Genomic DNA, 15943 nt, shown 5'->3' on the forward strand with positions numbered 1-15943 from the left:
GAGCCGTGCCCGCCATGACCGCAACCTCCGCGCAGCCCGCGATCCCCGCCACCATGCGCGCCGCCGTCCTGCACGGCCCCGAGAAGCTGAAGCTCGAAGAGCGCCCCGTCCCCACCCCCGGACCGGGAGAGGTCCTGATCCGCGTCGAAGCGGTCGGCACCTGCGGCTCCGACGTGCACTACTACCGGCACGGCCGGATCGGCGACTTCGTCGTACGGGCACCCCTCGTCCTCGGCCACGAGGCGGCCGGCACCGTGGTCGCCTGCGGGCCGGGCGTCGACCCGCGGCGGACCGGCCGGCGCGTCGCCATCGAGCCCGGCACCCCGTGCGGCACCTGCGGCGAATGCCGGGCCGGCCGCTACAACCTCTGCCCCGGCATGCGCTTCCTCGCCACACCCCCGGTCGACGGCGCCTTCTGCGCATACCTGGCCGTCCACCAGGACTTCGCTCATGACGTCCCCGACTCCCTGACCATCGAGGACGCCGCCCTGCTGGAGCCGCTCTCGGTCGCCGTCTGGGCCTGCCGCAAGGCCCGCGTCGCCCCCGGGGACCGGGTGCTGATCACCGGAGCGGGACCCATCGGCCTGATCGCCGCCCGGACCGCACGCGCCTTCGGCGCCCGGGAGGTGCTCGTCACCGACGTCGTCCCGCACCGCCTGGAACTCGCCCGCGCGGCCAGCGCCACCGCCCTCGACGTCTCCCGCACCCCCCTGCCCGAGGCCGGATACACCCCCACCGTGCTGCTGGAATGCTCCGGCGTGCCCACGGTCACCGGCGAGGCGATCCGCACCGTCGGCCGGGCCGGCCGGGTCGTGCTCATCGGCATGGGCGGGGACGAGATCCCGCTCCCGCTCAGCCGGGTGCAGAACCACGAACTCGAACTCACCGGCACCTTCCGCTACGCCCACACCTGGCCCACCGCGATCGCGCTGGTGGCGTCGGGTGCGGTCCGGCTCGACTCGCTGGTCTCGCACCGTTACGGTCTTGCCGAGGCCGAGCACGCACTGACCGTCGCCACCAAGGACGCGACCGCCGTGAAGGCCGTCATCCATCCGCAGCGGTAGGCGCGCCGCTGCCGCTGTGCGACCGGGAAAGGGGCGGCCCCGATGGCTTCCACACGGTCGTCGCTGGCCGAGGTCGACCGGCGACGACAGGACGTACTGGCCTTCGTCGTCGAACGCGGAGAGGTCCGGATCGACGAACTGGCCAGGCACTTCGGGGTCAGCCTCGCGACCATGCACCGCGACCTGGACCAGCTCGCCGAACGCCGGCTGCTGCGCAAGGAACGCGGCCGGGCCGCCCCCTTCCCGACCCTCACCATGGAAACCGCCACCCGCTTCCGCATCGGCGTACAGCGCCCGCTGAAGGAGGCGCTGTGCGACGCGGTCGCCGACGAGATCCGGCCCGGCAGCACCGTCGTCCTGGACGACTCGACCACGCTGTTCCCGCTCGCCGCACGGATCGCCCGGACCGAGGCGGTCACCGTGGTCACCAACTCCCTCGGCGTGGCCCGGCTGTTCGACGAGACACCCGGCGCCGAGGTCACGCTGCTCGGCGGCCGCTACCGCGGCGAGTTCGGCTCCTGCGTCGGCCCCGACGTCCTGCGCGCCCTCGGCCGGCTGCGCGCCGACCTCGCGGTGATGTCGGCCGTCTCCGTCCTCGGCGGCCGGCTCTTCCACCCGATCCGCGAGTACGCCGAGATCAAGGAGGCCATGCTGGACTGCGCCCGGCGCTCCCTGCTCCTCGTCGACCACACCAAATTCGGCAAGACCGCCACCCATGTGTACGGCGACGCCGGCCGCTACGACCGCATCGTCACCGACCGCGCCACCCCCGCCGCCGAACTCGCCGCCCTGCGTGACCGCGGCGCGACGGTCGACGTGGTGGACGCCTGACCTGTCCCCGCGCGAAGCGGCACGGTCGTCACTCGCCGGGGCGCGGGCCCTCCGCGGACGCGGGCGCGCGGCTGCCGGTGCGGGTGGCGCCGATACCGGCGAGCACGACGCAGACGACCCCGGCCGCCGGGCCCACGCCGGGCAACTGGCCGAGGGTGACGGCGCCGATGACGAGGGCGATGGCGGGTTCCAGGCTCATCAGGGTGCCGAAGGCAGTGGTGGAGAGCCGGCGCAGGGCCAGGAATTCGAGGCTGAACGGGATGACCGGGTGCAGCACCGCCAGCGCCAGGCCGGTGAGCACCAGCGGCCAGGTCACCGCCCCCAGGGCGGACGGTCCGGCGAACAGCGTGGCGACCAGGGCGGCCACCGGCATCGAGACGGCCAGGCCGTTCAGACCGGTGACCCGGTCGCCGACGCGCTGGGTCAGCAGGATGTACCCGGCCCAGCAGGCCGCGGCGGCCAGCGCGAGCGCGAGGCCCACCGGGTCGCTCCCGCTGTGCCAGGGCTCCGTGAGCAGCACCACCCCGACCGCGGCCAGCGAGGCCCACAGCTTGCGGCCGCCGCTCGCTCCGAACATGGCCACGCCGAGCGGCCCCAGGAACTCCAGGGCGCTGGCCGTCCCCAGCGGGATCCGCGCGACCGCGCACATGAACAGGAGCATCAGCCCGGCCGTGACCACACCCAGCCCGAGGCAGGCGAGCAGGTCCCTGCCGGTGAAGTCGGAGCGGCGCGGGCGGACGAGGACCAGCAGGAGCACCCCCGCCCACGCCAGGCGCAGCGCCGTCGTTCCCACCGGCCCGAGCTGGTCGAAGAGCCGCACCGAGAGCGCGAGGCCCAGCTGGACGCAGCTCATCGAGGCGAGGGCCATCAGCACACCGGCGTCCGCCCCGCGGAAGGAGGGGCGGCGGGCGGTGGCGGGGGACGTCAGGGCAGGTGGCGCGGTCATGGCCGTCAGTAGACGGTCTCGGTATCGTTGCCGTCCACGTGCCGATCATGGACATTCCGTTCGGGAAAGCTGAACAATGGCGCGCATGGAGACGAGGCGACTGGAACTACTGGCCGAATTGTCCCGGCTCGGGTCGATGCGTGCCGTCGCCGAGACCCTCGGAACGACCACCTCGACGGTCTCCCAGCAGATCGCCGCGCTCGCCCGTGAGACGGACACCACGCTCATCGAGCCGGACGGGCGCCGGGTCCGGCTGACCCCGGCGGGCCGGCGACTGGCCGCACACGCCGTGACGATCCTCGCCGCGGTCGAGGCGGCCCGGCTCGACCTGGGACCCGGGGCCGAGCCCCACGGCACCCTCAGGGTCGCCGGCTTCGGCACGGCGATCCGTACGTACCTGCTGCCGATCGTCACCGGGCTCGCGACGAGCCACCCCCAGGTGCGGATCCTCATCCGCGAGCACGAGCCCGCCGAGGCCCTGCACGCGCTCGCCGCCGACGAGACGGACCTCGCGCTCACCTACGACTACAACCTCGCACCGGCCACCCTCGACCCGTCCGTCGCCGCGACGCCGCTGTGGACCACGGAATGGGGCCTCGGCGTCCCCGCCGGTACGCAGGTGCCCGAGGGCACGGCCCTGGACGTCGTCACCCACTTCCGCGCGGAGAACTGGATCGTCAACTCCCGGAACTCCGCGGACGAGGTGGCCATCCGCACCCTCGCCTCGATGTCGGACTTCACGCCCCGGGTGACCCATCAGGCCGACAGCCTCGACCTGGTGCAGGCAATGATCGCCGCCGGGCTGGGCGTCGGGCTGCTGCCCGGGGACCTCGCCCCCTTCCCCGGCGTCCGCATCGTCCGGCTCGCGGCTCCGGAGGTCGTCCTGCGCGCATACGCCGTCGCCCGCCACGGCAGCATCAACTGGCCCCCACTGGCGCTGGTGACCGACCTCCTCGCCCGCCGGACCCACGAGGACACCCGCCCGCCGCGCCGGTAGCCGCCGGGCGGGTGACGTACCGGCGCGTACCTTCGGGGGAATGCCGGCCCACGGGCGTTCGAGAACCGGTGCCGGGTGATACCACCTCTGGGTAGGCACGGGCGCGCGGAGGGCGGTGGCGGCCAGGTGCGGAACCGACCCGGCAGGAAGCGGGAGAGTACGTCCGGCGCCTCGGGGAGCGGCGGCCGGCCGCGCGGCCGGGTCACGGTTCTGCGGACCCGCGGCGGCCGGCGGACCGTGACCGTACGCCGGACGGCGGGCGGGGGACCGGAGCGCCGCCCGGCCGTACCCACCGGGCCGTCCCCCATGCTGCAGGCCGCCGCCGCGTACGGGTGGCGCCTGATCATCGTGGGCGCGGTCGTCTACGCGGTCTTCGTGGCGCTGGGAAAGTTCCACCTGGTGACCCTGGCGGTCTTCGTGGGCCTTGTCCTGACGGCCCTTCTGGAGCCGCTGACCAGCCTGCTCGGCCGCTGGATGCCCCGGTCGGTGGCGGTCGCCTCCGGTCTGTTGCTCGGCATCCTGCTGCTCTTCGGTGTGCTGAGCCTGATCGGTGCGAACGTCGCGGGGGAGTGGGCGGGCCTGCGCCGGGAGTTCGACGGTGGTGTGGCCAGGATCGAGCGGTGGGCACAGGGCCCGCCGGTCCACCTGAGCCACGAGACCCTCGCACATCTGCAGACATGGGTCCGGAGGTTCGTCTCCACGCACCGGTCGGCGCTGATCAGCACGGCGCTGAGCGGCGTCGACCGGATCGTCGAAGCGGCGACGGTGGGCGTGCTCGCGCTGTTCTGCTCGGTCTTCTTCCTGCATTCCGGCGGCCGGATGTGGCGCTGGTTCGGCGGCCAGCTGCCCGGCAACCGGCGCCGCCCCGTCCAACTCGCGGGCCGTGCCGCCTGGACCACGTTCACCGGCTACACCCGCGGCATCGTCCTGGTCGCCGCGATCAACGCCGTGCTCGTGGGCGTCGCGCTGTTCATCCTGGGGGTGCCGCTCGCCGTCCCGCTGGCCGTGCTGGAGTTCTTCGCCGCCTTCATCCCGCTGGTGGGCTCGCCGGTCGCGCTGGCCGTGGCCGCCGTGGTGGCGCTGGCCGCCAAGGGCCCGTTGATCGCGCTGATCGTCGTGCTGCTGATCGTGGTCATCGGCCAGATCGAGGGCCATGTGCTGCACCCGCTCGTGATGAGCCGCGCGGTCCAGCTGCATCCGGTCGTGGTGGCGCTCTCGGTGGTCTGCGGCGCGGTCACCGCCGGGGTGCCCGGCGCGATCGTCGCGGTACCGCTCGTTTCGGTGGTGTGGTCCGTCTACGGCGTGCTGCGCGCGCTCCCCGCCGCGTCCTTCCGGGCCCCCTGAGCGCGCCGCGCGCCCGGACGCCGATTGCGGCTGCGGCACCGTCCGGGGCACTCTTGCGTCATGTCATATGTGCGGCTCGAAGCCTGGATCGGTGGGGAGTGGCTGGAGGTGGACTCGGTGAGCGTGAGCCTCGTGGAGTCCGCCCTCACGCTCTCCTTCGAGCACCAGCGGACGGAATCCGGCTACCGCGATCTCATCTGGGAGCCGCTGGAGAAATTCCTCCGTGAGTACCGCGACGAACCGCTCGTCGTCGTACCGCGCCGACGCAATCTGCCGGTGATGTTCGGCCCCGGCGCCGCGGGGCCGTTCCGGCTCGCCGAGGTGTCGGACGGCTGATCTCCGCTGACATCCCGTCAGCGGAGGGGACATTTCGTGGCCATCTACGGCACGGCAGAGGGAATGCTCTCCTAGGGGCCCAGCGCCGTGCTGTCAGACCGGAGTACCGGGTCGGCAGCTACGTTCTCACCGCATTTCCGTCAAGAGGATCGTCGGAAACGAGCAAAACTGGCAACTATTTGACCGGACTGTCGCGTCCTCCGTGCAGAGTCATCAGGTGGGGGCTCCCGTCACCACACCGCCACCGCGGCGGGTGGGAACCGGGTCTTGTAAAGGAGAAAGCATGCGACCGTTTGCGTTGAGCTACGCCCGTCCGGCGGTGACGCCGTCGAGCGCCGCTCCGTACACCTATGACGCCGCGCGGCAACTCAACGTACTGCCCGACGGACGCCCGGCCACCTCCAGCCGGGCCGTGCTGCTGGCCACCGGCACCACAGCGTCCACGGCCGGCTCCAAGACCCACTTCGACGACTGAGCGTCCATGACCGTCCTGGTCCTCACCTGTGAGGAGGACTTGACCGCGGACATGGTGGTCACGATCCTTCACGACCGCGGTGTCCCGCTCGTCCGCCTCGACCCCGCCGACCTGCCGGGCCGGGTCGCCCTGTCGGCGGACTATGCCCATCACGCCTTCCACGGCTACCTGAAGGCGGACGAACGCATGGTGAGCCTGCGCAGCCTGCGGTCGATATGGGTCCGCCGGCCCGGAACCCCCGGCACCCGCGCCGAGGAACAGTCCGCCTGGCTCGCCACGGAGGCCGAGCACGCGCTCTACGGCATGCTCACCTGCACCCCGGCGCGCTGGATGAACCACCCCGTCGCGGCCGCGCAGGCCCGCTACAAGCCCTGGCAGCTGCACCTCGCCCAACAGAGCGGTTTCACCATCCCGCCCACCCTGATCACCACCTTCCCCTCGGACGCCCGGCAGTTCGCCACCACCCACCGCGACCTCGTGGTGAAGTCGGTCTCCGGCAAACACCCCAGCGAGCCCCCGATGGTGCTGCCCACCACGCGGATCGGCCCGGACGTGGACTTCACCGGAGTGGCCGCCTCCCCCACGCTGCTCCAGCGCCATATCCACAAGCAGGCCGACATCCGTCTCACCTGCGTCGGCGGCCGGCTCTTCGCCGCCCGCAAGCAGGCCGATCCGGACGAGGTCGACAGCCGTTTCACCCAGAACGCCGCCTGGAAGCCCACCGAGGTGCCCGACACGGTCCGGCGCTCGGTGGCCGCATACCTGCGCCTCGCCCAACTCTCCTATGGGGCCTTCGACTTCGCGGAGGACCGGGAGGGGTCCTGGTGGTTCCTCGAATGCAACCAGGGCGGCCAGTTCGGCTTCGTCCAGCTCGACACCGACCAGCCCATCGCCCAGGCCATCGCCACCTGGCTGGCGGAGGAACCGGCGTGACCGGCCCACCGCCAGGGCCGGCCGCGGGTGCCCCGCCCCCCGGCGCAAGGGCTCGGTTCCGGCCATGGTGCAGGGCTTCGGCCATCGGCGAAGCGCCGTCGCTGACGAAGGCACGGATGGCGGCGAGGTACTCCTCGCGGGCGATGCGTCCGTCGCCGTCGGTGTCGAGCGCATCGAACGCCTCCCGGGCGTTGTCGGGCGGGTTGCCCAGTACGGCACGCAGCCGGACGAACTCCGCGCGCTGCAGGGCCCCGTCCGCATCGGTGTCGGCGAGGTCGAACAACGACCCCAGCGCCTGCCGGCAGACCTCGTCAAAGGCTTCCGCGCCCGCCCACGCCGCGTACTCCTCGAAGGTCACCTTGCCGTCGCCGTTCCCGTCCATCGACGCGTAGACCTGTTCGTGAGCGGCGCGGGCGGCGGAGACCAGGGGGTCGTCCCCGTCGCGTCCCAGCGCCTCCGCCGCGCGAACGGGCCGGGCGACGTACTCCCGCCGGGAGATGACACCGTCACCGTCCACATCCAGCATGGTGAAGATGTGTTCCTTCGCGGCCCGAGCATCCATCGGTGTTCCTTTCGTGCGCTTGAGGGGCCCGGTAACTGCCCGCTCCCGCGCCCCGCTACACGCCGGAAGTGCCTGGTCACCCCGGTCGGGTGAGCCGCGTCCCGGTGTCGACGCGGCCCGGCGCGCTCAGCGCCGCAGCAGCGCCCCGGCCCGGGCGGGGGTGGATCCTGTACGGCGATTGTCGCGCGTACGGGGCGCTCAGTGGGGGCGGGACGGTACGGCGAGTGTGGAGGGACCGTGTGCCACCCGGTGCGAAATCTCCCGCTCCGGTCGTCTAGGGTCGACGCGGCACCAACGAGGGGAGCGGGTATGGCCGGCTGGCCGGTGACACTCGACCGGGCCGGGATCATGGACCCGTCGCTCCGGCACGACTACACCGAACAGCGCCGTCTGGTCGCGCGGTTCGCCCGCGCCGAGTACACCGCGGTGCGGCTGCTGCTCCCCCCTGCGCTCGTGCCCGATGTCCTCGCCGCCACGGCCTTCATGCACCACACGGACGACCGGATCGACCAGGGGCCCGTGGCGGGACGTGCCGCGGCCCTCGCCGCGTGGGACGGGCAGGTACGGACGGCGCTCGCGGGCGCCCCGACGGACGAGCCGTTGTTGCGCGCGCTACGGCACACCGTCACCCGTCACCCCCAACTGGGCCCGTACGTACGGGAGTTCCTGGCGGGAGCGGCGGCGGACGTGGACTGGTCCGGGTTCGCCACCGAGCGGGACTTCCAGGACTACATCGACGCCTATTCGCTGCCCGCCTTCATGCTCCTCACCTGCCTGCTCGCGCCCGACACCGGCACGGAGGCGTACGTGGCGGGCTGCCGCAGCTTCATCGAGGCGATGCAACGCCTCGACTTCCTGGACGACATCGCCGAGGACCTGTCCCACGGGCGGCTCGGTATCCCGCAGGACGCCCTGGCCCGGCACGGGCTGACCCACCGGGACCTGGCCGAGGCCGGTCCCGCCACCCGTACCGCCTTCGCCGCCCTGGTGCCGCAGCAACTGGCGCTGGTCCAGGCAGAGTTGTCGGCGGCGTGGGACCTGCTCGAGCGGGTGGCGGCACCCGGCCGGCCGCTCGTCCGCGCGCTGCTCGCCCTGCAGGAGCTCCGGGTGCGCACGGTGCGACGGAAGGGCGCGGCACTGCTCTCCGGCGCCACCCGGCCGCCGGTCGTCGGTGCGCTGGGCCTCCTGGCCCGGGAATACCGGGCGGCGCGCAGCCAACGGCTTCCCGTACGGGCCTGAGGCCCAACCGCCGCCCGGGCACGGCCGGTCCGACCGACGCGCTTGCCCGGCAGCACCCCGCACACCGCTATCCACTACGGCCGCGCCGCCCACCCCGCATGCTTCACCCTCGACCCGGCCAGACGTGCGCCTTACTGACGCCGCTGGCCAAGGACACAGAACTCGTTACCTTCGGGGTCTGCCAGGACAACCCAGGATTGGTCACCCTGGCCGATATCAACCCGCTGTGCACCATGGGCCACCAGTCGAACCACCTCGGCATCCTGGTCATCAGGCCGGAAGTCGAGATGCAGTCGGCGGCCGCAGGTGGCAGGAGGGCTGACCCGCCGGACCTCGTGCGGACGCCTCGTCAGCCGCCGGCGCGCGCCCCGGCGGTGCGGTCGCGCCGGGCCGGGAAGAGCGCACCGAGCATCAGGACGGCGGTGACCGCGAAGGCCGCCGGATAGCCCGTCCAGCCGGCGACCACCCCGAAGCCGGCCGCGCCCACGCCCATGCCCGCGTCGTACGCGACGTTCCACAGCGCGCTCACCGTGCCGTAACCGGAAGCGGGCACCCGGGCGTACATCAGCGTCAGGGTGGCGTTCTGGACGACGCCGAATCCGGTGCCGAAGAGGGCGGCCCCGGCGACCACGGCGGCCGGACTGTCCGTCAGCACGAGGCCGAGCGTCCCGGCGGCGGACAGCAGCAGACCGGGCAGCACCAGACGGGAGGGGCCGTGCCGGTCGCCGTACCTGCCGGCGACCCAGCGCGCGACGACCGAGGCGAGCGGCTGGACGAACAGCGCCACCGCGACCACCCCGGCCGAGCCGGACGCCACCGCGAGCGGCAGGAACGTCACGATGATCCCGGCCGCCAGCGCGGTCGTCCCGAAGACCGCCGCGGGCCGCAGCAGCGCCCCGTCCCGCAGCCCGGCGACCACGCCCACCGACGGCCCCGGCGCCACCTCCCGGTCCGGCAGCCCGGGCACCGCGACGACCGACACCAGCGCGACCAGTCCGGCGGCCACCGCGACCGGGCCGTACCCCACCTGCGCCACGAGCCACACGCCCAGCGGCAGACCGCACAGCGACGGCACCGCCGAGACGATGCCGACCAGCGCCAGCCCCTCCCCGCGGCGCGCGGCCGGTATGAGCGAGGCGGTCAGCGCGCCACCCGCGACGACGGCCGCCGCGAACCCCAGTCCGCGCAGGAAGCAGACGGCGACGATCCCCGTCATCGCGCCCGAGAGGGGAAGTACCAGCGCGGGCGCCCCCAGGAGGAGCAGGCCGCCGCCCAGCACCACCCGGTATCCGAAGCGGCCCACCAGGCGGGGAGTGGCCAACTCCCCCAGCACCGTGGCCAGCATCAGCGTCCCGGTGGCCACGCCCGGCGCCCCGCCGCCCCCACCGGACGCCTCGGCGTACCGCGGCACGACCGGCAACAGCAGGAAGAGACTCGCGGAGGCACCGACCATGCTCACGAAGCGCAGCAGCAGCGCACGGCTCACCAGCCGCGGCCGCGCACCGGCCGTGGCACCCGGACGACGAGGGTCCATCGATGTGGTCATGGGGGCGACGCTAGGGTCCGGGTGGACCCTCGGTAAGCTCCAATTCCGTGTCGCCACAGTGGTCCGGTCTGTCGCCCGATCTCCTGGTAGCCGTCGACCGGAACAGCGGCGAACCGCTGCGCTCCCAGGTCGAACGCGCACTGCGGGACGCCATCCGCACCGGACGGCTCCAGGTCGGCGAGCGGCTGCCCTCCTCCCGCCAACTTGCCCGCGAGGCCGGACTGTCCCGCGGCCTGGTGCAGGACTGCTACGCCCAGCTCCAGGCCGAGGGCTACCTCGTGACCCGCGTCGGCTCCGCCACCAGGGTCGCCGCCGGCGCCTGCGCACCACCCTCGCCGGCCCCGCCGTCCCGCCCCGAACCGCCCCGCCTGCTGGCCGACTTCCGCTGGGGCGTCCCCGACCTCCGGTCCTTCCCGCTCGGCGACTGGCTGTGGGCGATGCGCGAGGCGGGCCGCACCCTGCCCACCGCGGCACTCGACTACGGCGACCCGCGCGGGAGCGCCGTGCTCCGCGATGTGCTCGCGGGCTACCTGCGCCGGGTACGGGCCGCCGCGGCCGCCCCCGAACGGCTCGTGATCTGCTCCGGCTACGCCCAGGGCCTCGACCTGGCCCTCCGTGCCCTGGCGCGAACAGGCATCCGTTCCGTCGCCCATGAGGACCCCGGCTCCCCGGCCACCCTCACCGCGGCCGCGGCGTCGGCCGGCCTGTCGGCGGTGCCCGTACCGGTGGACGAGCAGGGCATCGACGTCGCGGCGCTGGCCGCCACCGACGCCCGGGCCGTCGTCGTCACGCCCGCTCACCAGTGGCCGACCGGAGTGGTCCTCGCCCCCGAGCGGCGGCTGGCCCTCCTCGACTGGGCGGAGCGCCGGGACGGCTTCGTCATCGAGGACGACTACGACGCGGAATTCCGCTACGACCGGGAGCCGGTCGGGTCGTTGCAGGGACTCGCGGCCGACCGCGTACTGGCCATCGGCACCGTCAGCAAGTCCCTCGCCCCCGCGCTGCGCCTCGGCTGGCTGCTCTGCCCGCCCGCCCTCGCCGAACCCGTCACCGCACTCAAGCAACGGGCCGACCGCGGTTCGCCCACGCTCGACCAGCTCGCCCTGGCGAAGCTGATCGAATCCGGCAGGTACGACCGGCAGCTGCGCCGGATGCGGACGGTCTACGCGGCCCGCCGGGACGCCCTGGTGACGGCACTGGCCGCCCATGCCCCCGGCGTCGCGGTCACCGGCCTGGCAGCCGGCTTCCACGCCGTCGCCCACCTCACACCCGGGACCGACGAGCAGACCCTGATCGCCGCCGCCCGCACCCGGTCCGTCGGCCTCCACGGCATGAGCGCCTGCCGCTCGACCGGCGCCTCCGCACCCGCCCAACTGGTCCTGGGCTTCGGCGACCTCGGTGAGCGCACCATCACCGACGCCATCGCCGCGGTCGGGGACCTGCTGGGCGGCCCGGGCTGAAGTCGACCGGCCCGGACGAATTCCTGCCCTTCCACCGGGCGGCCCGCACTCTTCCTGATCGGACCGCCCCGAACTGGGCATCCTCATACGTGACCGCCTCGGTAGCATTGCCGCGGCGAGGAAGATCGCGAGCGGCCGGCGGCGGCTCGCGCGGACCGGACCGGGGCGGCACCGCCCCGGTAAGTCGTCAGAAGGGACTGGGGATTGCGTACCACCGAGGCGGCAGCACGGGAGCGCATCGCGGCGGCGCTGCGTACGGAGGCCGACGACATCGCCGACCGCTGGGTGCAGTTGCAGCTGGCCCGGGCGGCCTCGGGGGACGGGGTCGGGGAGAGCGCACTGCGCGAGGAGGCCGACGCACTGCTCGGCGCCCTGCTCGCCGGACTGGAGGGCGACCTCCCGGTGGAGCGGGTCTTCACCGGCCACCAGGCGCTGCGGCAGGCGGTGTCCGACCTCTCGCTGCGCCGGGCGCGCAACGGCGTGAGCCCCACCGTCACCGCGCTGGCGGTGATGGCGCTGAAGGACGCGCTGCTGGAGGCCGTACAGCGGCACAGCGTGGACGGCGACGAACTCTTCGCCGCGTCCCTCCTGGCCAACCGTCTGCTGGACACCGCCGGGGCGCTGTCCTTCGAGACCTACGTCGACGGCCGGGAAGAGATCATCCGCAGGCAGAGCCGGCAACTGCTCGAAGTCTCCACACCCGTGGTGCGGTTGTGGCGCCAGGTGCTCGCCGTCCCCCTGATCGGCACTCTGGACACCGCCCGCACCCAGGTCGTCATGGAGAACCTCCTGGAGGCCATCCAGGAGCACGAGGCGCTGGTCGCGATCATCGACATCACCGGCGTGCCCACGGTGGACACGGCCGTGGCCCAGCACCTGATGCAGACCGTCAACGCGGTACGGCTGATGGGCTCGGACTGCGTGATCAGCGGGATCCGGCCGCCGATCGCCCAGACCATCGCCCAGCTCGGCATCGACCTGTCCACCATCCTCACCCGCGCCACCCTCGCCGACGCGCTGGCCGCCGCGATCCAGCTCACCGACGCCGCGCCGGCCATGAGCGCACCGGGGGCCGAGCGATGAGCAGCCCGCCCGCCACCGGAGTGCCGATCCTGCGCCTGGGGGACGTCCTGGTCACCGGCCTGCTCAACGAGCTCGACGACGAGGCCGCCGTGCTCTTCACCAGCGAGCTCACCGAGCGGATCGCCGCTGAAGGGGCCCGCGGGGTGCTGATCGACATCTCCCGTCTGGAGATCATCGACTCCTTCGTCGCCCGCATGCTGATGGAACTGACCACCACCGCACGCTTGTTGGGCGCCCGGGTGATCGTGGCCGGCATGCGGCCGCCGGTGGCCATCACGCTCGCCGAACTGGGACTGCAGCTGACCGGGGTGGAGACCGCCCTCAACGCGGAACAGGGCATGGCGGCCCTGGGCTGGTTCCAGAGCCCGGAGCCGCCCGGAGAGGTTCGCCATGACCGGCGCCGGTGACGGGGGCACGACCGTGCTCGGGGACGCGGACCGTCGCGCGGCCAACGGCGAGGCCGTCGCCCGGCCGGCCACGTACGGCGTGCGCAGCGAACAGGACCTGCTGACGGTCCGGCATGCCGTGCGGGCCGCCACCCGCCGGGCCGGCTTCAGCATCGTCGACCAGACCAGGGTCGTCACCGCCGCCAGCGAACTCGCCCGCAACGCCTACGTCCATGGCGGCGGAGGAACCCTCACCATCGACTACCCGACCCGGCGGGACGCGGTCGGCCTGCGGCTGACCGTCACCGACGACGGCCCCGGCATCGACGACGTCCCCACCGCGCTCGCCGACGGCTACACCACCGGCTCCGGACTCGGACACGGCCTGGGCGGCGCCCGGCGGTTGATGGACGAATTCGACATCCGCACCGAGGTGGGCGGCGGGACGACCGTGACGGCCACACGGTGGGCCGTACGGTGACCGCTCCGCCGCCCACGGCGTGCGTCCCCATCGACCACTACAGCGCCGTCCACGTCGCCGCGGAGACCGCCCGCGCACTGGCCCGGGACTGTGCGCTGCCCGCACCGCTGCCCGACCAGGCCGCCGTCCTCGCCTCCGAACTCGGCAGCAACCTCGCCAAACACGCGGTCAACGGCGCCCTGTACGTGCAGCGGACCCCGCTCGGCGACGGTGTGGAGATCCTCGCCGCCGACCGCGGACCGGGCATGCCCGAGCTCGGGCGGTGCCTGTCCGACGGCTACACCACCACCGACACCCTCGGCGCGGGCCTGGGCGCGGTCGGCCGGATCGCCACCGCCTTCACGATCCGCAGCGCGCCCTCCGACGGGACGTTCGCCTGCGCCCGGCTCACCCCGTCCGCACCTCTGGCCGCCGACCTGCACGGACTCGGGGCGGTCTGCCTCCCGGCCGCCGGTGAACGGCTCAGCGGTGATGCCTGCGCCGTCGCCGACGGGCCGGACACCCGCACCGCCCTCGTCGTCGACGGACTGGGCCACGGCCCGCCGGCCGCCGAGGCCGCACAGCTCGCGGTGCGCTCCTTCCGCCGCGAGCCGCACGGCCCGCTGCCCGACATCCTGCACGCCGTCCACCGCGCCCTGCGCCACACCCGCGGCGCCGCCGTCGCACTGCTGCGGCTGCACCCGGACCGCGCCGAGTACTGCGGGGTCGGCAACGTCCGCGCCCTGGTGGTCACCCCTGACCGCGTCCACCACCAGCTCACCGGGCAACCCGGCGTGGCCGGCCTGAACCTGCCCCGTGCCCATCCCCGCCAGCTGCCCATGGAGGACGGGGCCACCGCCGTGCTCCACACCGACGGCCTGGACCACCGCTGGACCCGCACCCCGCCGCCGTTCCTGCTGCGCCTGCCGCCGCCCCTGCTCGTCACCGCCCTGGCCCACGGCCACCGCCGTACCAGGGACGACGCGACCGTCCTTGCCGCCAATCGCTTCCAGAGACCCTTGTGACCCCACGCGTACTCCACACCCTCCCGGCGCTCCAGCAGGCCGTCCGCGGGCTGGCCGAATCCAGTGCGCTGCCCGTCGAGACCCGGGCCCGGCTGGTGCTCGCCGTGAGCGAATCGGCCGGTGCCGCGCTCGACGCCGGCCAAGCGGTGACCCTGGAGGTCACCCGGGAGACCGGCCGGGGCCGGGCCGCCGCGCCCGCCCTCGTTCTCACCCTCCGCACCCCGGGCGCCACCCGCCCGCCGCGCGCCGGGCACTCCCCGCTGCCCGCCCGCACCGGATCCGACGGGTCACTGACCTGGCGCGTCCCGCTCACCGACCCCGGCGGCGGCCCGGAACCGCACCGCCCGCCCGGCGCCGCGGACACCGCGACGACCGAGACCGCCGCGCTGGAGGAGGAACTGCGGGCGGCCCTCGGCCGCGTGGACGCCCTCGTGGCCGAAAAGCGCCGGCTGACCGAGGAACTGGAGGAGACCAACACCGGGGTGCTGGCCCTCTACGTCCAGCTCGAAGAGCGCGACGAGCGGCTCCGCAACGCGCACGGCCAGACGCTGCGCGAACTCGAGGACGCCCTGCGGCCGCCGCCGCTGACCCTCGACGGCCTGGAACTCGCCGTCCACTACGCACCGGCCGGCACCGACGCCCCCACCGGCGGCGACCTCTACGACTGGTTCCTGCTGCCGGACGGCACCGTGCACATCACCATCGTCGACGCCCTCGGCCACGGCGTGCGCAGCACCCGCAGCGCGCTCAACGTCACCCACGCGGTCCGCACCCTGGCCCTCGAAGGCCACCCGCTGGAATCGATCGTGGCGCGCACCCACGAGATCCTCACCCCCTTCGACCCCGAGCTGATGGCCACGGTCCTGCTCGTCCGGCTCCACCCCACCACCGGCGAACTGCAGCTGGCGAACGGCAGCCACCCGCCGGCGCTGGTGGTCCGTCGCGACGGGACCGCGGAATTCCTGGAGGTACGCGGCCGCGGCGTGGGCTTCCCGCTGCCCGGCAGCGAACGGCTGCTGCGCACCCGGCTGCACGAGCAGGACCTGCTCGTGCTCTACACCGACGGCCTCACCGAAAGCCGCCGGGACCCGCTGGAGGGCGAACAGCGGCTGATCGAGAGCGTCTTACGGCACCGGCACCGCCCGATAAGGGAGATCCCCGGTGCGCTGGCGGAGGACATGCACGCGGTCATCCTGCACTCCGACGACACCCTCGCACTGACCCTCCGGCGGGTCCCGCAGCCGGGGTAGGCAGCA

General features: G+C 73.6%; 16 protein-coding genes and 2 pseudogenes. 14 read left to right on the plus strand and 4 right to left on the minus strand.

Going from position 1 to position 15943, the window contains the following annotated elements; all coding sequences use genetic code 11:
- The first annotated feature begins 14 nt into the window (after positions 1-14).
- Both IG62_RS0100445 and IG62_RS0100450 read left to right on the plus strand, forming a co-directional pair.
- Positions 15-1064, plus strand: coding sequence for an NAD(P)-dependent alcohol dehydrogenase (locus tag IG62_RS0100445; protein WP_030796097.1), 1050 nt, complete (start codon positions 15-17; stop codon positions 1062-1064).
- A 42-nt stretch (positions 1065-1106) separates the two neighbouring features.
- A complete protein-coding gene (locus IG62_RS0100450) occupies positions 1107-1895 on the plus strand; it encodes a DeoR/GlpR family DNA-binding transcription regulator (protein ID WP_030796099.1) in 789 nt (262 codons plus the stop codon).
- A gap of 28 nt (positions 1896-1923) precedes the next feature.
- Here the strand turns inward: IG62_RS0100450 and IG62_RS0100455 are convergent, their stop codons facing one another.
- Positions 1924-2841 carry an EamA family transporter gene (locus tag IG62_RS0100455; protein WP_234326112.1) on the minus strand — a complete coding sequence of 306 codons (918 nt, stop codon included), beginning with the start codon at positions 2839-2841 and terminating at the stop codon, positions 1924-1926.
- An 85-nt stretch (positions 2842-2926) separates the two neighbouring features.
- Here IG62_RS0100455 and IG62_RS0100460 point away from each other — a divergent pair, with 85 nt between their 5' ends.
- From IG62_RS0100460 to tgmB, 5 genes are all read left to right on the plus strand, one after another.
- Positions 2927-3838: a LysR family transcriptional regulator gene (locus IG62_RS0100460; RefSeq protein WP_030796103.1), complete on the plus strand. Its 912-nt coding sequence runs from the start codon at positions 2927-2929 to the stop codon at positions 3836-3838.
- Positions 3839-3964: 126 nt separating this feature from the next.
- A complete protein-coding gene (locus IG62_RS0100465) occupies positions 3965-5182 on the plus strand; it encodes an AI-2E family transporter (protein ID WP_030796104.1) in 1218 nt (405 codons plus the stop codon).
- Between the two features lie 60 nt (positions 5183-5242).
- Positions 5243-5518 carry a hypothetical protein gene (locus tag IG62_RS0100470; protein WP_030409927.1) on the plus strand — a complete coding sequence of 92 codons (276 nt, stop codon included), beginning with the start codon at positions 5243-5245 and terminating at the stop codon, positions 5516-5518.
- Between the two features lie 283 nt (positions 5519-5801).
- Positions 5802-5993: a putative ATP-grasp-modified RiPP gene (gene tgmA, locus IG62_RS0100475; RefSeq protein ID WP_030796106.1), complete on the plus strand. Its 192-nt coding sequence runs from the start codon at positions 5802-5804 to the stop codon at positions 5991-5993.
- Positions 5994-5999: 6 nt separating this feature from the next.
- Positions 6000-6926, plus strand: a complete 927-nt coding sequence (gene tgmB / locus IG62_RS0100480) for an ATP-grasp ribosomal peptide maturase (RefSeq protein WP_030796108.1) — start codon at positions 6000-6002, stop codon at positions 6924-6926.
- Positions 6927-7071: 145 nt separating this feature from the next.
- Here the strand turns inward: tgmB and IG62_RS43900 are convergent.
- A pseudogene (locus tag IG62_RS43900) lies at positions 7072-7488 on the minus strand (EF-hand domain-containing protein); the annotation flags it as partial.
- Between the two features lie 309 nt (positions 7489-7797).
- On the opposite strand from IG62_RS43900, the gene IG62_RS0100490 reads away from it, so the two are divergent.
- Positions 7798-8727, plus strand: coding sequence for a phytoene/squalene synthase family protein (locus tag IG62_RS0100490; RefSeq protein WP_030796113.1), 930 nt, complete (start codon positions 7798-7800; stop codon positions 8725-8727).
- Between the two features lie 131 nt (positions 8728-8858).
- On the opposite strand, the pseudogene IG62_RS43905 reads toward IG62_RS0100490, so the two are convergent.
- Both IG62_RS43905 and IG62_RS0100495 read right to left on the minus strand, forming a co-directional pair.
- Positions 8859-9029, minus strand: a pseudogene (locus IG62_RS43905) (VOC family protein); the annotation flags it as partial.
- A 47-nt stretch (positions 9030-9076) separates the two neighbouring features.
- Positions 9077-10273 carry an MFS transporter gene (locus IG62_RS0100495; RefSeq protein WP_030796115.1) on the minus strand — a complete coding sequence of 399 codons (1197 nt, stop codon included), beginning with the start codon at positions 10271-10273 and terminating at the stop codon, positions 9077-9079.
- A 47-nt stretch (positions 10274-10320) separates the two neighbouring features.
- Here IG62_RS0100495 and IG62_RS0100500 point away from each other — a divergent pair, with 47 nt between their 5' ends.
- The 6 genes from IG62_RS0100500 (at position 10321) to IG62_RS0100525 (ending at position 15937) form a co-directional block, all read left to right on the plus strand.
- Positions 10321-11733, plus strand: a complete 1413-nt coding sequence (locus IG62_RS0100500) for a PLP-dependent aminotransferase family protein (protein ID WP_030796117.1) — start codon at positions 10321-10323, stop codon at positions 11731-11733.
- Positions 11734-11937: 204 nt separating this feature from the next.
- The gene (locus IG62_RS0100505) at positions 11938-12816 is read left to right on the plus strand and encodes an STAS domain-containing protein (protein WP_030796119.1); all 879 of its coding nucleotides are present in this window, start codon (positions 11938-11940) and stop codon (positions 12814-12816) included.
- Entirely contained in the window at positions 12813-13223 is a 411-nt protein-coding gene (locus IG62_RS0100510) for an STAS domain-containing protein (RefSeq protein ID WP_030796121.1), read from the plus strand. Before IG62_RS0100505 ends, IG62_RS0100510 begins: the two co-directional genes overlap by 4 nt.
- Complete coding sequence (locus IG62_RS0100515) at positions 13207-13683, plus strand: ATP-binding protein (RefSeq protein ID WP_030796123.1); 477 nt, start codon at positions 13207-13209, stop codon at positions 13681-13683. The genes IG62_RS0100510 and IG62_RS0100515 overlap by 17 nt, the downstream gene beginning before the upstream one ends.
- Positions 13680-14687, plus strand: coding sequence for a SpoIIE family protein phosphatase (locus tag IG62_RS0100520; RefSeq protein WP_030796125.1), 1008 nt, complete (start codon positions 13680-13682; stop codon positions 14685-14687). The genes IG62_RS0100515 and IG62_RS0100520 overlap by 4 nt, the downstream gene beginning before the upstream one ends.
- Positions 14684-15937, plus strand: coding sequence for a PP2C family protein-serine/threonine phosphatase (locus IG62_RS0100525; RefSeq protein ID WP_030796127.1), 1254 nt, complete (start codon positions 14684-14686; stop codon positions 15935-15937). Before IG62_RS0100520 ends, IG62_RS0100525 begins: the two co-directional genes overlap by 4 nt.
- Positions 15938-15943 lie beyond the last annotated feature (6 nt).

It is taken from the genome of Streptomyces sp. NRRL S-337, from assembly GCF_000720175.1.
GTDB classification, from domain to species: domain Bacteria; phylum Actinomycetota; class Actinomycetes; order Streptomycetales; family Streptomycetaceae; genus Streptomyces; species Streptomyces siderophoricus.

Excerpts from the sequence above, each read along its gene's own strand:
- IG62_RS0100495 (WP_030796115.1), bottom strand. The coding sequence starts at position 10,273 with ATGACCACATCGATGGACCCTCGTCGTCCGGGTGCCACGGCCGGTGCG.
- tgmA (WP_030796106.1), top strand. The coding sequence starts at position 5,802 with ATGCGACCGTTTGCGTTGAGCTACGCCCGTCCGGCGGTGACGCCGTCG.
- IG62_RS0100445 (WP_030796097.1), top strand. The coding sequence starts at position 15 with ATGACCGCAACCTCCGCGCAGCCCGCGATCCCCGCCACCATGCGCGCC.
- tgmB (WP_030796108.1), top strand. The coding sequence starts at position 6,000 with ATGACCGTCCTGGTCCTCACCTGTGAGGAGGACTTGACCGCGGACATG.
- IG62_RS0100490 (WP_030796113.1), top strand. The coding sequence starts at position 7,798 with ATGGCCGGCTGGCCGGTGACACTCGACCGGGCCGGGATCATGGACCCG.
- IG62_RS0100455 (WP_234326112.1), bottom strand. The coding sequence starts at position 2,841 with ATGACCGCGCCACCTGCCCTGACGTCCCCCGCCACCGCCCGCCGCCCC.
- IG62_RS0100515 (WP_030796123.1), top strand. The coding sequence starts at position 13,207 with ATGACCGGCGCCGGTGACGGGGGCACGACCGTGCTCGGGGACGCGGAC.
- IG62_RS0100510 (WP_030796121.1), top strand. The coding sequence starts at position 12,813 with ATGAGCAGCCCGCCCGCCACCGGAGTGCCGATCCTGCGCCTGGGGGAC.
- IG62_RS0100470 (WP_030409927.1), top strand. The coding sequence starts at position 5,243 with ATGTCATATGTGCGGCTCGAAGCCTGGATCGGTGGGGAGTGGCTGGAG.
- IG62_RS0100460 (WP_030796103.1), top strand. The coding sequence starts at position 2,927 with ATGGAGACGAGGCGACTGGAACTACTGGCCGAATTGTCCCGGCTCGGG.
- IG62_RS0100450 (WP_030796099.1), top strand. The coding sequence starts at position 1,107 with ATGGCTTCCACACGGTCGTCGCTGGCCGAGGTCGACCGGCGACGACAG.